Annotated in this window: 15 protein-coding genes; 9 read left to right on the top strand and 6 right to left on the bottom strand. The window is 74.3% G+C overall.

From position 1 onward, the window contains the following. Positions 1-250 precede the first annotated feature (250 nt). Positions 251-3,298: a BTAD domain-containing putative transcriptional regulator gene (locus ABGA99_RS35485; protein ID WP_347584230.1), complete on the top strand. Its 3,048-nt coding sequence runs from the start codon at positions 251-253 to the stop codon at positions 3,296-3,298. Between the two features lie 57 nt (positions 3,299-3,355). On the opposite strand, the gene ABGA99_RS35480 is transcribed toward ABGA99_RS35485, so the two are convergent. Further along, a complete protein-coding gene (locus tag ABGA99_RS35480; RefSeq protein ID WP_347581682.1) occupies positions 3,356-4,051 on the bottom strand; it encodes a bifunctional DNA primase/polymerase in 696 nt (231 codons plus the stop codon). 193 nt (positions 4,052-4,244) lie between these two features. On the opposite strand from ABGA99_RS35480, the gene ABGA99_RS35475 reads away from it, so the two are divergent. From ABGA99_RS35475 to purU, 4 genes are all read left to right on the top strand, one after another. Next, complete coding sequence (locus ABGA99_RS35475) at positions 4,245-5,780, top strand: transcriptional regulator (RefSeq protein ID WP_347584229.1); 1,536 nt, start codon at positions 4,245-4,247, stop codon at positions 5,778-5,780. 39 nt (positions 5,781-5,819) lie between these two features. Then, positions 5,820-7,376, top strand: a complete 1,557-nt coding sequence (locus ABGA99_RS35470; RefSeq protein ID WP_347581680.1) for a hypothetical protein — start codon at positions 5,820-5,822, stop codon at positions 7,374-7,376. 89 nt (positions 7,377-7,465) lie between these two features. Then, a complete protein-coding gene (locus ABGA99_RS35465) occupies positions 7,466-7,903 on the top strand; it encodes a hypothetical protein (RefSeq protein ID WP_347581679.1) in 438 nt (145 codons plus the stop codon). 21 nt (positions 7,904-7,924) lie between these two features. Beyond that, a complete protein-coding gene (gene purU / locus ABGA99_RS35460) occupies positions 7,925-8,773 on the top strand; it encodes a formyltetrahydrofolate deformylase (RefSeq protein ID WP_347581678.1) in 849 nt (282 codons plus the stop codon). A 135-nt stretch (positions 8,774-8,908) separates the two neighbouring features. On the opposite strand, the gene ABGA99_RS35455 is transcribed toward purU, so the two are convergent. Together ABGA99_RS35455 and ABGA99_RS35450 are read right to left on the bottom strand one after the other, a co-directional pair. Then, positions 8,909-10,090 carry a zf-HC2 domain-containing protein gene (locus ABGA99_RS35455; protein WP_347581677.1) on the bottom strand — a complete coding sequence of 394 codons (1,182 nt, stop codon included), beginning with the start codon at positions 10,088-10,090 and terminating at the stop codon, positions 8,909-8,911. After that, entirely contained in the window at positions 10,087-10,662 is a 576-nt protein-coding gene (locus ABGA99_RS35450) for a sigma-70 family RNA polymerase sigma factor (RefSeq protein ID WP_347581676.1), read from the bottom strand. The genes ABGA99_RS35455 and ABGA99_RS35450 overlap by 4 nt, the downstream gene beginning before the upstream one ends. Before the next feature lie 318 nt (positions 10,663-10,980). Between ABGA99_RS35450 and ABGA99_RS35445 the strand changes: the two genes are divergently transcribed. Beyond that, positions 10,981-11,388: an STAS domain-containing protein gene (locus tag ABGA99_RS35445; RefSeq protein WP_347584236.1), complete on the top strand. Its 408-nt coding sequence runs from the start codon at positions 10,981-10,983 to the stop codon at positions 11,386-11,388. Positions 11,389-11,406: 18 nt separating this feature from the next. On the opposite strand, the gene ABGA99_RS35440 is transcribed toward ABGA99_RS35445, so the two are convergent. Together ABGA99_RS35440 and ABGA99_RS35435 are read right to left on the bottom strand one after the other, a co-directional pair. Then, complete coding sequence (locus tag ABGA99_RS35440) at positions 11,407-11,964, bottom strand: hypothetical protein (RefSeq protein ID WP_347584228.1); 558 nt, start codon at positions 11,962-11,964, stop codon at positions 11,407-11,409. Beyond that, complete coding sequence (locus ABGA99_RS35435; RefSeq protein WP_347581674.1) at positions 11,961-12,254, bottom strand: helix-turn-helix transcriptional regulator; 294 nt, start codon at positions 12,252-12,254, stop codon at positions 11,961-11,963. The genes ABGA99_RS35440 and ABGA99_RS35435 overlap by 4 nt, the downstream gene beginning before the upstream one ends. 426 nt (positions 12,255-12,680) lie before the next feature. Between ABGA99_RS35435 and ABGA99_RS35430 the strand changes: the two genes are divergently transcribed. Together ABGA99_RS35430 and ABGA99_RS35425 are read left to right on the top strand one after the other, a co-directional pair. Further along, a complete protein-coding gene (locus ABGA99_RS35430; protein ID WP_347584227.1) occupies positions 12,681-13,181 on the top strand; it encodes an ATP-binding protein in 501 nt (166 codons plus the stop codon). Positions 13,182-13,502: 321 nt separating this feature from the next. After that, positions 13,503-14,441, top strand: a complete 939-nt coding sequence (locus ABGA99_RS35425) for an NAD(P)H-dependent oxidoreductase (RefSeq protein ID WP_347584226.1) — start codon at positions 13,503-13,505, stop codon at positions 14,439-14,441. Here ABGA99_RS35425 and ABGA99_RS35420 read toward each other — a convergent pair. Next, the gene (locus tag ABGA99_RS35420; protein WP_347584235.1) at positions 14,385-15,329 is read right to left on the bottom strand and encodes a helix-turn-helix domain-containing protein; all 945 of its coding nucleotides are present in this window, start codon (positions 15,327-15,329) and stop codon (positions 14,385-14,387) included. The two genes, ABGA99_RS35425 and ABGA99_RS35420, sit on opposite strands and share 57 nt — an antisense overlap. Before the next feature lie 307 nt (positions 15,330-15,636). Here ABGA99_RS35420 and ABGA99_RS35415 point away from each other — a divergent pair, with 307 nt between their 5' ends. Continuing rightward, positions 15,637-16,908, top strand: a complete 1,272-nt coding sequence (locus ABGA99_RS35415) for an MFS transporter (protein WP_347581697.1) — start codon at positions 15,637-15,639, stop codon at positions 16,906-16,908. Positions 16,909-17,088: the final 180 nt, after the last annotated feature.

Genomic DNA, 17,088 nt, shown 5'->3' with positions numbered 1-17,088 from the left:
GGCGGCGCCGGCGGCCTTGCCGCGCGCGGGCCCGGGGCCGGCCGAGGGTGGCACGGCGCCGTACGCCGCGCGGCCGCGGTGACGAGGTCGTGACGATGCAGTCACCCGTCTGGGCTCGACCCCCAAATCGGCCTTCGGTAACGTCAGGTGGGCAAGTACGGGGACGCCGCCCAGCGGCCGGCGCGCGCAGCGCGCGCATCAGGGGGGTCGCGGTCCGCGCCGCGCCTACCGGGAGGGCTCAGGACCAGCGATGGCACGCAGCAGCGCGAACAGGACTCCGGTACCGGTACGCATCCGGCGCAGGACCTTCGGCGACGTCGTCAGGGCGTTCTTCGCCTTTCTCGCGCTCGTGGTCCTCGTCGTCGGCGTGCCGGGCGCGCTCGCCTCCTTCGTCGGCTGGCCGCTGCCCCACTCGGCGCCCTCCCTCAGCATGCTCAACGAGGACGTCACCGCCGACGTCTTCGTGAAGGTCTTCGCGGTCGTCGTCTGGCTGGCCTGGGCGCAGTTCGCCGCCTGTGTGCTCGTCGAGGCCAAGGCCGCCGTCTCCGGGATGGGCATGCCGGGACGGGTGCCGGGCTCCGGCGCCAGCCAGGCGCTCGCCCGCCAGCTCGTCGCCGCCGTGCTGCTGCTGACCGCCGGCGCCGCCAGCTTCGCGCCGGGCCTTTCCCAGCTCGGCCAGCAGCTCGACCAGCACAAGCCGCCGCCGGTCGCCGCCGCCCAGCAGACCCCGGGCCAGCAGGTCGACACCGCCAGGCCCGCCGTGGACGTCGAGACGCCGCAGGGCCAGGGCGCCGGCGGCGAGGTGCGGAAGGACACCCGCGAACAGGCCGAGCGGGACACGAAGTTCTACCGCATCCAGCCGCCCGAGGGCCGCCACCACGACTCGCTGTGGGAGATCGCCGAGCGGCACCTGGGCGACGGCCGCCGCTACGGCGAGATCTACCAGCTCAACAAGGACCGCATCCAGCCCGACGGTTCCAAGCTCAGCCAGGCCAGCCTGATCCGCCCCGGCTGGATCATGGAGATGCCCGCCGACGCGCGCGGCGGCGACCTGGTCGAGATGCCCGACGAGCGCAACGAGGTGTCGAAGTCCGAGGCCGAGCAGATCAACGAGTACGACAAGTCCAGTCCCACCCTCGACGAGCGCGGTTCGGGCGGCGACGACCGGCAGGCCACCTCCGGCCGCGGCGAACGCCTCGTGCCCGACACCCCCGCCGTCGACCGTGACTCCGGCGACCGCGGCGGCGAGCAGTCGGTCCAGCAGATCCCGACCCGCGAGAGCGACGGCGGCGACGCCGACCGCGGCGATCGCGGCGACACGGCGGCCCCGGAGGTGCAGGGCGACGGCGGCGGCATCGGCCTGCCGGAGGTGCTCATCGCCGCGCCGCTGCTCGCCGCCGGTGTGCTCGGCGCGCTGAGCCGGCGGCGCCGGCAGGCGCTGTGGCAGGCGGCGTTCCAGTCCGGCGGCGCGGGCCGTACGGGCGCGGAGCCCACCGGGCGCGCCGCGCTCGCCCGCGACGCGCTGCTCGTGGGCGCCGACCCCGGCGGCGTACGGTTCCTCGACCGCGCCCTGCGCGGCCTGTCCGCCTCGCTGACCGAGGCCGCCCGCCCGCTGCCCACGATCTACGCCGCCTGGCTGACCGACGCCGACCTCTACCTGCAACTGGCCGGTGTGGCCGGCGAGCCGCCCGCCCCGTGGCGTACCGGGCAGGACCAGACGTTCTGGCGCATCGACCGCGCCGACATCGAGAGCTACCCGCAGCCCGACGAGGCCGACGACGCGGCGGCCCCGTACCCCGGTCTGGCCAGCCTCGGCACCCGCGAGGAGGCCCGGCTGCTGCTGAACCTGGAGGCCGTCCCCGGCATCGCCGCCGTCAAGGGCGCGCCCGCCGACCGGCTCGCGGTGCTGTCGTCGATCGCCGCGGAGCTGGCCACGAACGGGTGGTCGGACCGGATGTCGGTGACCGTCGTCGGCTTCGGCGAGCGGCTGACGGAGCTGGCGCCGACGCGCGTGCGCTACCTGGAGGACGTCCCGGCGCTCATCGAGGTCATGGAGGCCGAGTCCGCGCAGCGTGCCAACGCACTGGGCAACGCCGGCCACGACAGCGTGCTCACCGGCCGCGCCGGGCAGACGGGCCGGACGCAGTGGGCCCCGCACCTCGTCATCGTCGCCACCGAGCCCACCGCCGCCGAGGCCGACCGGCTCGCGCATCTTGCGGGCGGCTCCTCGCGCCTGGGCATCGGCTACCTCGTCGGTACCGGCCAGGAGGAACTGGCCGGTGCCTCCTGGGAGTTCGAGATCACCCGCGACGGGGTGCTGCGCGCCCCGCTGCTGGGCCTGGAGCTGGCCGCGCAGCGGCTGCCGCAGGAGCAGCACGAGGCGCTGGTGGAGCTCTTCTCGCAGGTGGAGGTCGAGGCGGCGGCGACCAGCGGCACGGACGGGCGCGGGATCTCCGTCACGCGCGCGGCCGGCGAGGTCGGGTTCACCGTGGACCTGTCGGAGCAGGGGCGGCCCGCGGTGTACGCGCGGCTGCTCGGCTCGTACGAGGTCATCGGCCTGACCGAGCCGGACGGCGAGCGCAGCCCGCTGCTGCGGGAGGCGCTGGCGCTGCTGCTGTTCCACCGCGAGGGCGTGCACCCGCAGGTGCTCGCGGCGGCGCTGTGGCCGCGCGGCGTGACGGACGACGTGCGCGACGCCTTCGTGGAGCGGCTGGTCACCTGGCTGGGCCGGGACCCCTCGGGCGCGGCGCGGCTCGCGCCGGACGCGGACGGGCGGCTGGCGCTGTCCACGTCGGTCGTCTCCGACTGGGACGTGCTGCGCACGCTGCACCTCGAAGCGACCGACCCCATGCGGCAGTCGAGCCCGCAGACGCGCGAGCGGCTGCTGAACGACGCGCTGGCGCTGGCCGCGGGCCCGCTGCTCGCGGACCGGCCGCAGGGGCGGTACGGCTGGCTGTCGAACGAGATCGTGGAGGCCCAACTGCCGCTGCTCGTCGCCGACGCGGGACTGGCGCTGTCCGCGCTGCGCCGCGAGTCGGGCCAGGCGGACGGCGCGGTCGCGGCGGTGCAGGCGGCGCTGGTCGTCGCCCCGGCGGACGAGCGCCTGTGGAACGAACTCCTGCGCGCGGTCCACGCCACCGGCGAGACCACCCGCCTGGAGGCCACCGCCTCCGACCTCCTCGACCGCTCCGCGGCCCTCCACGGCGCCCGCGGCCTGCCGCCGCGGACGGAAGCCCTGCTGGACGAACTGCTCCCGGGCTGGCGCGCCCAGGCCGGGACCGCCGGGGCGGCCGGCTAGGCACCCGCGACGGGTCCGGCGGGGCGCGGAGGGCGCGGGCGGCAGCCGCGCGGGGCGTTACGCCCTCCGGCGCGCTCCTACGCGCTCGCGGCCGCACGCGTACGCCAGTGTGCTGATCAAGCCGGCCACGTCCGGCAGGTACGCGTTCGACACCGTCGGCCGCCGGATCCACTGCACGGGCCCGCTCATCGCGAACCGTGTCGGCGGCGCCGCCGCCCAGTCGCCCTCGCTGCGTACCGCCAGGTCCAGGGACGCCGACGAGGCGTAGCCCAGCGCGTGCAGGCCGTCGATCACCTTCGGCGTGGCGCCCGGGAGGACGAAGAAGTACATCCGCCGGTCCGGCGTCGCCGCCACCGGGCCCAGCTCCGTGCGCCCCCGTTCCAGGCGGGCCAGCGCCAGGCAGCCGGCGCCCTCCGCCACGTCGACGACGTCGAACGCCCGCCCGGTGGGCAGCAGTACGGCCGCCCGCGGGTGCTTCGACCACATGCGGCGCAGGGTGGTGGCGCTGGCCGTTGCGGCTGCCTTCCAGTCGCGCCGCGCGGGGTGTGCGCCCGGCGCGTGGCACGCCGTGTCGCCGCAGGAGCACCGCGGTGCGCCGGCCCCGTCGTCGGTTTCCATCCATGTACCCGGCACGACGTCCCAGCGCCGGTCCTCCGCGTACTGCAGCGCTGCGGACAGCAGTTCTTCGCTCTGCTCGCGCGGGTTCTCCTGTCGGGGTACGTGCGTCGCCTCTGCTCCCAGGGTCTCCTTCACGAACGGCTCAACTCCAGCCGTGAGCAGGGGTTACGGGCCCTCGGAGGGTTCGCCCGCAGCAACGTTACGGCAGCGGGGCGCACGGATGCGCGGGGAGGGGGCATGGCGTTTTCCGCTTATTTCGCGGGAAATGATCGTCCTGTCGGTTCTGCCAGGAACCGGCCGCGCACGGCCCCCTGAGGGAGGACTACCCATGGCCGCCAGGCCAATCGAGGCACGCACGCCCAACGTACGACTTCAGGTGGTGATCGAAGAGGCCGGCTGCTCCAACGCGGGGCTGGCCCGCCGCGTCAACATGTGCGGCCGGGAACACGGCCTCGACCTGCGCTACGACAAGACCTCCGTGGCCCGCTGGCTGCGGGGTCAGCGCCCCCGCGGCCAGGCGCCCGCGATGATCGCCGAGGCGCTGGGGCGCAAGCTCGGCCGCGCGGTCACCCTGGACGAGGTCGGCATGGCCGACTCCCGGCACTCCGGCACCGCCCTGGGGCTCATCTACGCCCCGACCGTCACCGCCGCCGTCGAGCAGGTCTGCGAGCTGTGGCGCGCCGACGTGGGCAGGCGCGAGGTGCTGACCCGCGCGACCCCCGTGGCCTCCGCGCTCGTCGAGCCCAGCCGCGACTGGCTGATCAGCGCGCCGGGCCCGCCCCTGGCCCGTACCTCGGGCCGGCCCGTCACCCGTACGGACGTGATCGCCGTCCGGGAGACCACCGCCACCCTCGCCACCCTCGACCGCCGGTACGGCAGCGGCCACTACCGGCCGGTGACGGTGCACTACCTCAACTCCGTCGTCTCCGGCCTGCTCGCCGGCCGCTACGACGACACCACCGGCCGCGAACTCCTCGCCGCCGCCGCCCGGATGACCGAACTGGCCGGCGGCATGGCCGCCGACACGGGCCTGCCGGGCGTCGCGCAGCGCTACTACGTCCAGGCCCTGCGCCTCGCCGACGCCGCCGGCGACCGCGCCTTCGGCGGCTACGTCCTGGCCGCCGGCATGAGCCGGCTGGCCGCGGCGCTGGGCAACCACCGCGAGGTCGTCCAACTGGCCCGTACCGCCCGCGAGGGCACCCGCGACCGCGTGCCGCCGCGCGCCGAGGCGCTGTTCAGCGCCGCCGAGGCGCGGGGCGCGGCGGGCCTCGGCGACGAGGCGGCGTTCCGGGATGCGGCAGGACGGGCACGGGCCTCGATGGAGCAGGCGGAGTCGGGCGGAACGCGCCCGCCGGGCGCGGCGGGCCCGGCGGGCACGACGGCCGCGGCGGGTGCCCCGGGTGCGGCGGGGCCCCCGGGTGCGACCGGCGCGACGGGCGGCGTACGGGATCACGCACGCGACCCGGCGCGCGGGCGCGAACCCGCCTGGCTGGCCCGCTTCGGCCCCCCCGCCCTCGCCTACGAACTGGCCTGTGCCCTGCTCGAACTGGGCCGCTACGAGGCCGCGCAGCGGCGAGCGGAGGAGGCGCTCGCCGGGCTGCCCGAGTCGTCGGCGCGGCTGCGCTGCCTGGCGCTCGTCGCGCTGGCGCGGGCGCAGAGCGGGCGCCGGGAGCCGGCGCAGGCGTGCCGTACGGGCGCGCGGGCGCTGCGGCTGCTCGACGGGCTGGCCTCCGGCCGGGCGGCGGCCGAACTGGCGCGGCTGGCGCGGAGCCTGGAGCCGTACGAGGCGGAGCCGGCGGTACGGGAGTTCGCCGCCCGGTGCCATGGGCTGGGCTCTTGGCTCACCGCGGCACCGAGCAGGTAGTGTCCGGACGGTCAGAGTCCGTACCCATGAGGAGTCCCGTTGACCCACGACGGACACGGCAGCGAGCCCCGGCGCGAGGAGCGCGCGGGAGCGGTGCCCCCCGCGTCGGACGGCGCCGGGCCGCCCCCGGGCGGCGAGCCGTGGTGGGCGCAGGACCCGTCCCCGGCCGCGGCCGCCGCGGAGACCGAGGACGAGTCGACGCAGCAGATACGTCACCTCGGCAACCGTCCGGAGCGCCCGCAGCCGCCGGGCGCCCCGCCGGCCGACCGGCAGCCCTGGCCCCTCCAGGCCACCCCGGGCGCGCCGGGCACCCCCGGCGCCCTCGGCGGCCCGGAGGCCGCGGCCGCCACGGGCCACCCCGGTGCCGCGCCCCAGCCGCCGTACGGCGGCCCTCCGCAGCAGCCGCCTGCGGGACCGCCGCCGGGCGCCGCGGACGACGCGGCCGCGACCCAGCTCATACCGCCGGTCGCCGCCGCACCGCCGCAGAGACCCGGGGACGACTCCGACGCCACCCAGCTCATCCCCTCGCTCCCGGGGCCGTACGAGGACCCCCGGCCCGGCGCGTACGACCCGCAGGCCGGCGCCGAGCAGCCGCCCCCGCACCCCGGCGCCCCGCCGGCGCAGCCCCCGGCCCAGCCGCCGTTCTCCCCGCCGTCCTTCGACGAGGACTCCCCGCGCTCGCGCCGCCATGCGGCGCCGGTGCACACGCAGTTCGAGGGCCTGTTCCGCGACACCCCCGGCGGGCCAGGTGCCCCCGGCGCCGACGCCGGCGCCACGCAGCGGCTCCCCCCGGTCCGCCCCGGCGGCGCCCCCGCGGGCCGGCCCCCGTACGGCGCCCAGCAGCCCGGCGCCCACCCCGCAGGACCGCCCCCCGGCCCGTACGGCACCGGCGGCGGTCCGGGCGGAGGCGGCCGCTACTACGACGATGACGACGAGCGCCGCGGCGGCATCCCCCGCTGGGCCGCCATCGCCATCGGCACCGCCGCCTGCGCCGCCGTCGGCATCACCGCCGGCTGGCTCCTCAGCAGCGGCGACGGCGGCGGCGACTCCGCCAGCGGCGCCACCCCGAGCGCCAGCGCCGAGAAGGACCCGGGCGGCGAGGACGACGGCGGCGGCGGTGACGACGGCGGCGAGAAGCCGGTCGAGGACGACCCCGCCAAGGCGCAGGCCGAGGAACTGGACGCGCTGCTCGCCGAGAGCAACGACAGCCGCGACGCCGTGATCAGCTCGGTCGCGAACATCCGCGAGTGCAAGGCGCTCGGCAAGGCCGCCAAGGACCTGCGCGACGCGGCGGGACAGCGCCGCGACCTCGTCACCCGGCTCTCGGACCTGAGCGTCGACAAGCTGCCGTCGCACGAGGACCTGACCCGCTCGCTCACCGACGCCTGGAACGCCAGCGCCTCCGCCGACGACCACTACGCCGCCTGGGCCGACGCCGCCAAGCGCGGCAAGGGCTGCGGCGGCGGCGGGAACCACCTGTCGGCGGGCAACAGCGCCAGCGGCGAGGCCACCACCGCCAAGGAGGAGGCGGCCGGACTCTGGAACCCGATCGCGGACGAGTACGGCCTCACGCAGCGCCAGGCGACGCAACTGTGAGCCCCGCGCACGGCACCGGAAGGGACGCCGGCGGTCCCGTCGGCGAAAGGGCTTCCCGCCGCGACCGCCGTTACTCCACCATGGTGCCCATGCCCATCAACGACATGCCGTGGTGGCGCTGGCGCGCCAATGTGCGTTCCGCGCTGCACATGCTCTCCGACCAGGATTTCCAGCGGGAGCACTGGGCCCCGGGGACGGCGGGGTACGGGGACGTCACCGATGCCGTCTACCGCCTCGTCGAGGACACCTGGCTGGACAACTGGTCGGCGGAGAAGTACGTCGGGACGATCTTCCGCGACTCCCGCGAGGCCGCGCTCGTCGACGTCGCCGTGCTGCGCGTGCTGCGCATCATGCACCAGGTCGGCGCGGACTCGCCGGTCTCCGCGTACATGGAGAACCACGCGTGGCCCGAGGCCGTGCGCGCGGCGCGCGAGGCGCACGTGCGGCTCGCGGAGGCCGACGGTGACGACCCGGACGCCCCGCCGCGCTCCCTCGAAGTGCTGGCGATCATGACGGGCGCCGCCTGACGGGTGTGGGATCGTAGGCCCATGAGCGAGTACGTACTGACGCTGTCCTGCCCGGACAAAAAGGGCATCGTGCATGCAGTCTCCAGTTATCTGTTCATGACGGACTGCAACATCGAGGACAGCCAGCAGTACGGCGACCCCACCACGGGCCTGTTCTTCATGCGGGTGCACTTCTCCGCCGAGCCGCAGGCGAACGTCGACAAGCTGCGGGCCAGCTTCGCGGCGGTGGCGGAGTCGTGGGCGATGGACTGGCAGATCCACGAGCAGGGCACGAAGATGCGGGTGCTGCTCATGGTCAGCAAGTTCGGGCACTGCCTGAACGACCTGCTGTTCCGCGCCCGCATCGGCGCGCTGCCGGTGGAGATCGCGGCCGTGGTCTCCAACCACACCGACTTCGAGGAGCTGGTCGGCTCCTACGGCATCCCCTTCCACCACCTGCCGGTCACCAAGGACACCAAGGCGGAGGCGGAGCAGCGGCTGCTGGAGCTGGTCCGGGCCGAGGACGTCGAGCTGGTGGTCCTCGCACGCTACATGCAGGTGATCTCCGACGACCTGTGCAAGCAGTTGGAGGGGCGGATCATCAACATCCACCACTCCTTCCTGCCGAGCTTCAAGGGCGCGAAGCCGTACCACCAGGCGCACGCGCGCGGGGTGAAGCTGATCGGCGCCACCGCGCACTACGTGACGGCGGATCTGGACGAGGGCCCGATCATCGAGCAGGAGGTCGAGCGGGTCGGGCACGAGGTGACGCCGGAGCAGTTGGTGGCGGTCGGCCGGGACGTGGAGTGCCAGGCGCTGGCGCGCGCGGTGAAGTGGCACAGCGAGCACCGGGTGCTGCTGAACGGCACGCGCACGGTGGTCTTCGCGTAGCTCCTCCGCGCCCGCGACGCGGGACACTGCACGGCCCGCGGTCTCGTACGCCCCGGTAAACGCCCTGCGCGCCCGCAGGCCGCTCCACCGCGCCCACGGCGGCCTTTTCGGCCCGCTCGGCCCACGCTCGGCGGCCTACAGCCGCGACAGCGACGCCGTCGCGTACAGGAAGTCCTCCACCGCCTCGCGCTCCCCGTCGCGCCCCACCGCCGCCTCCGCGGGCGACACGTGCCCCGCCGCCAGCCGGCAGAACTCCAGGCCCTCCAGCGCCACATGGGCCACCGTCCGTTCAGGACCCGCGACCGCCCCCGGCGAGTCCAGCGGGAGGTACCAGTTCCCGCCGCCCTTGCCCTCGATCTCCAGGTGCAGCGTGCGGCCCGGCGCCCCCGCCGCCACCAGCGTCCGCGGCGGCGCCGCGCGCCCCGAGCGGCGCCGGTCGGCCAGCCTCTTCGGCAGCAGCCGCGCCGCCAGGTCGATCATGAGGTGCATGTGTTCGGGCGTCGGCGGCACGTACGGGTAGTCCACCGCCTCGGCGATGTCCCAGGCGTGCACCCAGCACTCGAAGGCCCGGTCCACGAAGGCGTCGCGCACCGGCAGCGTCACCCCGCCGCCGTACGGCACCTGAACCTCGGCGATGTTGCTGCCGGCGAACCCCGCGGTCCGTATCAGCTTGTACGTCTGGTCCCGCCACTCCCCGCGCATCTTGCTCGCGTGCTTGCGCCGGAACTCCCGTGCGAGCGACTGCTGTTCCGTGTACGACGAGGCGGCCACCCGCCACAGCGCCTCGGTGCGCTCGGCGGGGGAGGCGACCGTGCGCGGGTGGACCCCGCCGGCGGGCGCCCCCGCGGCGAGCGGGTCGGGGAGGCCGAGCACGAGGGCCAGCAGGCCGTCCACGGCCAGGAGATGGCCGATGACACCGGCCACCGACGTCTCGCGGACCGCCGGCCGGTCGTCGTCGTACCAGGCGAGCTGTACGGGAGCGCCCCAGTCCGCCTCGGTCATGTCGGCCAGCAGCGCGTCGAGCCGGGCCGCCTCGGCGTCGTACGGCGCGGACCAGCCCGGCATCGGGATCCCCGGCATCCGCCGCGTCAGGCACAGCTCCAGCACCCGGCTGCGCAGCGCCGGGTCCATGTCGAGGTTGTCGTGCGGGTGCAGGAGGCGTACGGCATCGCGCAGCCGGAGCGCTTCGTCCGCGCAGGGCGCGCAGTCGGTCAAGTGCGCCTCTACGGCGGCGGTCTCCTCGGGTGCGCAGGCCGCCAGCGCCCACGCGCCGAGCAGGGACTTCAGCCGGCCGTGGTCGTAGGGGCCCATGATCATGAAGGCCGCCCGGCCCCGGTGTGGGCGGTGGCGAGCATCTGCAGCCCGAAGCGGAGCCGGCGGCGGGCCTCGTCGGCGGAGACGCCCAATTCCTCGGCCGTCTGGCGGTAGTCGCGGCGCTTGAAGTACGCCAGTTCCAGCGCGGCGCGCTGCGGTTCCGGCATGGACGTGACGATGTAGTCGGCGCGGGCGGCCGCGGAGACGGCGCGGATGCGCTCCTCGCTGTCCTCGATCTCCCCGGCCGCGCCCGCCTGGATCACGGCCCAGCGCAGCCGCCGCACGGCGTGCTTGTGCGCGAGACTCGCGAGGAAGGCCCGCAGTTGGCCGCGCTTCGGGTCGTAGGCGTCCGGGTGCTGCCAGACGTACGAGAACACCTCGGCCAGCACGCCGCTCGCCTCCTCCTCGTTCTCCAGAACGCGCTGCGCGAGGCCGTAGACGAGGGGCGCGAAGCGGTCGTACAGCTCGCTGAGCGCCGCGGCCTCGCCGCGCGCGAGCCGCTGCTGCATCTTGCGGTTCCAGCGCGGCGGGACGGCGTCCTGTCCGGTGCCGTGCGGTCCGGTGCCGTGCGCCATGCGGCCCCCTATCCGTCGCCCGCCCCCTGGTTACCGGTGTCAACGAATGTAGCGCCGGGAAGTGGGGCGTACGCCCCAGGAGCGTTATCCGTACCGCATGACGTGCAACAGAAGGCAACGAATTGCCAACGGTTATCCAGTGCTGACCGGAATGCGGGGGACGTGTGGGGCGATTGCGCATAGGGTCGGTGTTTCATCTTGTGTGCTGTGGGCACAGCAGGTGACACGTGCAACACAGCAGATTGCAAATGAGCGAATCGGGCAGGCGAGCGGGCACGACAGGCTGACAGGCGACGGAAGGACTGCGACCGGGTGTCTTTGCTCCAGGTGACCACCGACAACCGAGGCGACTGGTACGTACTGTGGGTCTGCGGTGAGCTGGACCTGGTCACCTCGCCCCGCGTGCGGCAGCACGTGCACGACGCCGTCGCCGAGGGCCGCCGCCGCCTCGTCCTCGACCTCTCCGCGGTCCGCTTCTGCGACTCCAGCGGTGTCGGCGTGCTCATCGCGGCCCGCCGGCTGCTGAGTTCCTGCGGGGGCGAGTTCCGCCTGATCCTGCCGGCTGACGGCGGGGTGGGCGCGTCCGGGGGCGTCTCGGGGACCACGGTCTCCGGCGGGGCGCACGTGAACCGGGTGTTCGCGGCGCTGGGCGTACGGCGGCTGTTCGCGGTGTACGCGGACGTGGACGACGCGACGAGCGGCACGGCGGAACCCCTGTCGGCGTAGCCGACGGGGGAATTGGTCCTACTCGGCCTCCTCGGGCTCGTCCGCGGGCTCGTCACGGGCCTGGAGCCCGGCGACCCACAGCGGCATCAGCCACACCATCGCCAGCGCGTACACCAGTACCCACACCGCCGGCACCCCCGGCAGCCCGTCCGCGCCCACCGCCTCGGCCAGCACGAACACCCCTGCCGCCACGGCCAGCAGCACCGTCGCCGCCCGGTGCGCCACGGCCCCCGCGCGGTCGCGCTCGGCGCGCTGCCGCTCGTCCAGCATCCGGGTACGCAGCTCCAGCAGGCCGCGCGTGCCGCCGTTCAGCACGCCGGTGGCGACCATCCACAGCGGCAGCAGGGCCGCCAACGGCGCGATGAGCCAGGCATCGTCGCGGCTGTACAGCAGGGTGACGCACGTCAGCGTCGCGCCCGTGAGCGCCACGTGCGCCCCCACGACGGCGCGGCGCCGCCCTGCGGTGGCGAACACCGGGCGCGCGGCGGGGTCGTTCATGACGCGGAACATCGCGCGGTCGTACTTCGTGGCCTGCTGCGCGCCCCCGTGGGGCCGCTCGGTCGTGGACTGGGTCATCGTGCTCCCCTGTCTGCGCTGTCGTGCTTGTCGTCGTTCCTGCCCGCTCTGCCCGGCCCGTACAGCTCGTCGCTGAGCGGGCGGAACGGCCGGAGGGCGAACAGCACTTCCACCGGCAGTTCGAAGTACTCCGCTATGCGCAGAGCGAGGTCGAGGCTCGGGTTGTACTGCCCGCGTTCGATGTGCCCGATCGTCTGGTAGTGCGCGCCGACGGCCTCGGCCAACTGCTTCCGCGACACGCTCCGCTCTGCGCGGATCACCGCCAGTCTGTTGTGGACCTGCTCGCTCATGTATAAGAAGTTATACATCGAGGGCAGCCCACACAAGAGGGGGGAGGCGGCGATTCGACTACGGAGAGTGCCGAAACTGGGCAGAGCCCCAACACGCTTGGGGGAACTCTTCCGTTACGGTACGAAGTCGGCCCCGACTCCACTACCCTTCATCGGGTGCGAGTTGTCATGCGGCGACACGGACCCGCGGCCCGCGAATCGGTGGCCGGGGCGGTGCGGAATTGCCGGACTCGTACAAGGTCACAGCAGCATGAGTGGTCGACGTCGGACCGGCGTTCGACCGTCGGCCGCGAGCGTCGCACAGTATGCCGCACGCGCACTCTTTCGCGCTGGGATATGCCCGAAGCGCTTGTTGCCGTGACGCTACGTCAATCATCCTGGACGGCAGAGAGATCACGCAGCGTGATCCCGAGGATGGTGTGAGCGGTGCAGACCCTGCAGGTACAGCTCAAGCTATGGCCCGACCCGGTCGAGGTCGGCCGGGCCAGGCGGTGGACGCGGGCGCGGCTGGCGTGGATCGGGGCGACGGCCGACGAGCCGTACGCCGAGTCGCTGGTGATGCTCGTCTCGGAGCTGGTCACCAACGCCGTCGTGCACACCGACCGCCCCGCCGAGCTGCGCCTCGCCCTCCCCGCGTCGGCCGCGGACTGCGGCCCCTACCGGGTGGAGGTCGTCGACACCTGCCCCGCCCCGCCACGGCAGCGGCGCGCGCAGGAGTACGAGACGCACGGCCGGGGGTTGGAGCTGGTCGACGCCATCGCCGACCGCTGGGGGTGGCAGGCGGAAGGATTCGGCAAGGTCATCTGGTGCGAGATCGACCGCGCCTGTGCCTTCGCCCCGCCGCCCGGGGAGCGCACGGACGGCGCGGACGGCGCGCTCTTCGCGGGCGCACACGAACACGCACGCGCCGGCACGAACAGCACGTGACACCTCCGGCGGGGAAGAGGTGTTGACGAGTCGTACAGGCCTGATCACCCTGGTGGGCAGCGATTCGTCGTGAGGGGACGCCGAGGGCTGCCGGCCGGTCGGACGCCCTTGGCGAAGGCGGGTCGCGCATCCGGCGTAAGTCCCCATCCGCCGGTGCCGGGTGGCGGTTCGCCGTGCAGGGCTCGGGGTTGCACGGGCGCGCCGCCACTCGACCCTCTCTCGGGTGTGCGTGGCGTGGGGCACGTCGTACGTGGCGCGATTCTTGCGAATGATGGCGATACGGCTCTCGTCCCCGGCCCCCGGCGGCGCGAAGCTCGAAGCATGAACGTCCTCTGGCTCTTCGCCCACCCCGAACACCGCTCCCTCAACGCCGCACTCCGCGACGACGGCATCCGCGCGCTGCGCGCCGCGGGGCACGAGGTCCGACAGAGCGATCTGTACGCCATGGGCTTCAAGGCCGTACTCGACGCCGACGACTACGCAGACGACCACACAGACGAACACGCGCGCGGTGACGCCGGGCGCCTGCTGGTCGGCGACGCGCAGGAGGACGCCTGGCGGGCCGGGACGGTGCGCCCCGACATCGCGGCCGAGCACGAGAAGCTGGCGTGGGCGGACGCGCTGATCGTGCACTTCCCGCTGTGGTGGTTCGGGCCGCCCGCGATCCTCAAGGGGTGGTTCGACCGGGTGCTCGTGCAGGGGCTGGCGTCGAAGGTCAAGGACGCGGAGGGCACGACGCGGCGGTACGGGGACGGGGGCCTGGCGGGGAAGCGCGCGATGGTGGTCACGTCGGTCGGCGCGCGCGAGGCGAGCTTCGGCACGCGAGGGATCCACGGCCACATCGACGAGGTGCTGTGGCCGCTGCACCACGGCACGTTCTTCTACACGGGGATGGCGCCGCTGCCGCCGTTCGTCGTCTACGGCGCGGACCGGCTGACGCGGGAGGCGTACCCGCAGGTGGCGTCGGGGCTGGCGGAACGGCTGCGGGGTCTGTGGACGACCACGCCGCTGCCGTACCGGCCGGAGCGGGGCGGGGACTACGACGAGGAACTGGCGCTCAGGCCGGAACTGGCGGCGGGTGAACGGGGCTTGAGCATCCACAGCGCGGAGCCGGACGACGCACCGGCACATCCCCCCACTTCCCCGCACACCCATTCCCCGCACACCCGCCCCAGGGTAGGTCGCCCCTCCGACAGTCCCGGCTCAGGCGACCGCGGCGCCGGCCTCCGCGCGGAAGGTGCGGCGGTACGCGCTGGGTGAGACGCCCAGCGCCGTCTGCATGTGCTGCCGCAGCGACGCCGCCGTGCCGAACCCCGCGTCCGCCGCGATCCGGTCCACCGGCAGATCCGTGTCCTCCAGCAAGTGCCGCGCCCGCTCCACCCGCTGCACCGTCAGCCACTGCCCCGGGCTCATCCCCACCTCGTCCCGGAACCGCCGCGTGAACGTCCGCACCGACATCGACTCGCACGCCGCCAAGTCCCGCAGCGCCAGCGGCTCGTGCAGCCGCGCCAGCGCCCACGCCCGCGCCTTCGCCGTCGTCGACACCGCCGGCTCCGGCACCGGTCGCCGGACGAACTGCGCCTGCCCGCCGTCCCGGTGCGGCGGTACGACCGTGCGCCGCGCCACGTCGTTGGCCACGGCGGAGCCGTGGTCGTGCCGGATCATGTGCAGGCACAGGTCGACCCCGGAGGCCACCCCCGCGGACGTCAGCACGTCGCCGTCGTCCACGTACAGCACGTCGGGGTCGAAGCGCACCTTCGGGAACAGCGCCCGGAACCGGTCCCCCGACGCCCAGTGCGTCGTCGCCGGCCGCCCGTCGAGCAGCCCGGCGGAGGCGAGCACGAACGCCCCGGTGCAGATCGACGCGAGCCGCGTCCCCGGCCGCACGAACGCCAGCGCGTCCGCCAGCTCCGCGGGCAGCCGCCCGCGCGTGTACGCCTCGTCCGCCTCGTGCGACGCGGGCACGATCACGGTACGGGCCTGTGCCAGCGCCTCGGGCCCGTACCGTACGTTGACGCTGACGTCCGCGTCCGTACGCACCTCACCGGGCTCGACCGTGCAGGTCACGACCTCGTACAGCGGATCCCCCGCCGCACTCCCGGCCCGCCCGAAGAGCCGGTGCACGATCCCCAGCTCGATGGGCAGCATCCCGTGCCGTACGAAGACCGCGACGGGATGCCGCTCGGGATGCCGGAAGACGGGCACCGAGACCGGTCGGTCCTGCACCGCGGTGGGGCGCTGTGTATCAGCCATGGCCCGATCCTTGCACACCTTGGCCCTCGGGCCACTCGTTCGAGCGTGCTCCCCGGGCCATCCTCGACAGGTGACGCAGCCATCGACGCCCTCCGCACGAGCCGAGACCGAGACGCAGAGCGGGACCGAGGTCGGGACCCGGACCGGGACCCAGGCCGGGACCCAGGCCGGGACCCAGGCCGGGACCGGCGCTCCCGCGCCGGTGAAGCGCCCCGCCCGGCGGCGCGTGCACCGTGCCTGGTTCGTCGCGGCGGTGACCTTCGTGACCGTCGTGGCCGCCGCCTCCTTCGTCGCGCTCCCCGGGCTGCTGATCGGCCCCCTGCACGACGAGTTCGGCTGGTCCCGCGGCACGATCGGCCTCGCGGCCTCCGTCAACCTCACCTTGTACGGCGTCACCGCCCCCTTCGCCGCCGCGCTCATGGACCGCTTCGGGATACGCCGCGTGGTGGCCGCGGCGCTCCTGATGATCGCCACGGGCGCCCTGCTCAGCCACTGGATGACGGCGAGCTGGCAACTGATCCTCTACTGGGGCCTGCTCATCGGCCTCGGCGCCGGCTCCATGGCCCTCGCCTTCTCCGCCACCGTCACCAACCGCTGGTTCGTCAAGCACAAGGGCCTCGTCACCGGCCTCCTCACCGCCGCCACCGCCTCCGGGCAACTCGTCTTCCTGCCCCTGCTGTCCTGGGTCGTGGAGACCCACGGCTGGCGGCCGGCCACGGTCACCGTCGCCCTCGTCTCCGCCGCCGCCGTCCCCTTCGTCTGGCTCCTCCTGCGCGACCACCCCGCCGACGTCGGCCTCGCCCCTTACGGCTCCGAGGAGTTCGTCCCCAAGCCCCCGCCCCAGCGCGGCGCGGCGGGACGAGCCCTGCGCGTCCTGCGCGACGCCTCCCGCAGCGGTACGTTCTGGCTCCTCTGCGGCGCGTTCGCGATCTGCGGCGCGTCCACCAACGGCATCATCCGCACCCACTTCGTGCCCTCCGCCCACGACCACGGCATGGCCATGACCGCGGCCGCCTCGCTCCTCGCGCTCGTCGGCATCTTCGACATCATCGGCACCGTCGCCAGCGGCTGGCTCACCGACCGCTACGACGCCCGCCGGCTGCTCGCCGTCTACTACGGGCTCCGCGGCCTGAGCCTCATGTTCCTGCCGCTGCTCCTCGGCCCCTCGATCCACCCGCCGATGATCTTCTTCATCGTCTTCTACGGCCTCGACTGGGTCGCCACCGTCCCGCCCACCCTCGCGCTCTGCCGCGCGCACTTCGGCGAGGACAGCGCGATCGTCTTCGGCTGGGTCCTCGCCTCCCACCAGATAGGCGCCGCGCTCGTCGCCTGGCTCGGCGGCGTGGCACGCGACGTGACCGGCTCGTACGACATGGTGTGGCTGGTGTCGGGCGGGCTGTGCGCGCTGGCGGCGATGATGTCGCTGGTGGTGAGGCGAGGAGGGGAGCGGGAGCCTGTACAGGCCGCGGCATAGGACCTACCGGACCATCGTCCGGCGAGTGCCCGGTCGTGATCGGCCCGGTCGTACCCTCACGCCCGCCCGAGGGTATGCGGCTGGTCTGACAGTGCCCTGTGCGTGCGGTTCTTCCCTCACGCCCGCCCAAGGGTAGGCGGGTGGTCTGACAGTGCGGGTGTGGCGGGGTGTTGAGCCGGT

It is taken from the genome of Streptomyces sp. B5E4, assembly GCF_039871555.1.
Taxonomy (GTDB): domain Bacteria; phylum Actinomycetota; class Actinomycetes; order Streptomycetales; family Streptomycetaceae; genus Streptomyces.
This window is presented reverse-complemented; position numbering and strand designations above follow the sequence as displayed.

What these genes read in the sequence shown, in the direction of transcription:
- ABGA99_RS35475 (WP_347584229.1), top strand. Translation starts at nt 4,245, where the DNA reads ATGGCCGCCAGGCCAATCGAGGCACGCACGCCCAACGTACGACTTCAG.
- ABGA99_RS35485 (WP_347584230.1), top strand. Translation starts at nt 251, where the DNA reads ATGGCACGCAGCAGCGCGAACAGGACTCCGGTACCGGTACGCATCCGG.
- ABGA99_RS35440 (WP_347584228.1), bottom strand. Translation starts at nt 11,964, where the DNA reads ATGACCCAGTCCACGACCGAGCGGCCCCACGGGGGCGCGCAGCAGGCC.
- ABGA99_RS35450 (WP_347581676.1), bottom strand. Translation starts at nt 10,662, where the DNA reads ATGGCGCACGGCACCGGACCGCACGGCACCGGACAGGACGCCGTCCCG.
- ABGA99_RS35455 (WP_347581677.1), bottom strand. Translation starts at nt 10,090, where the DNA reads ATGATCATGGGCCCCTACGACCACGGCCGGCTGAAGTCCCTGCTCGGC.
- ABGA99_RS35420 (WP_347584235.1), bottom strand. Translation starts at nt 15,329, where the DNA reads ATGCTGCCCATCGAGCTGGGGATCGTGCACCGGCTCTTCGGGCGGGCC.
- ABGA99_RS35435 (WP_347581674.1), bottom strand. Translation starts at nt 12,254, where the DNA reads ATGAGCGAGCAGGTCCACAACAGACTGGCGGTGATCCGCGCAGAGCGG.
- ABGA99_RS35425 (WP_347584226.1), top strand. Translation starts at nt 13,503, where the DNA reads ATGAACGTCCTCTGGCTCTTCGCCCACCCCGAACACCGCTCCCTCAAC.
- purU (WP_347581678.1), top strand. Translation starts at nt 7,925, where the DNA reads ATGAGCGAGTACGTACTGACGCTGTCCTGCCCGGACAAAAAGGGCATC.
- ABGA99_RS35465 (WP_347581679.1), top strand. Translation starts at nt 7,466, where the DNA reads ATGCCCATCAACGACATGCCGTGGTGGCGCTGGCGCGCCAATGTGCGT.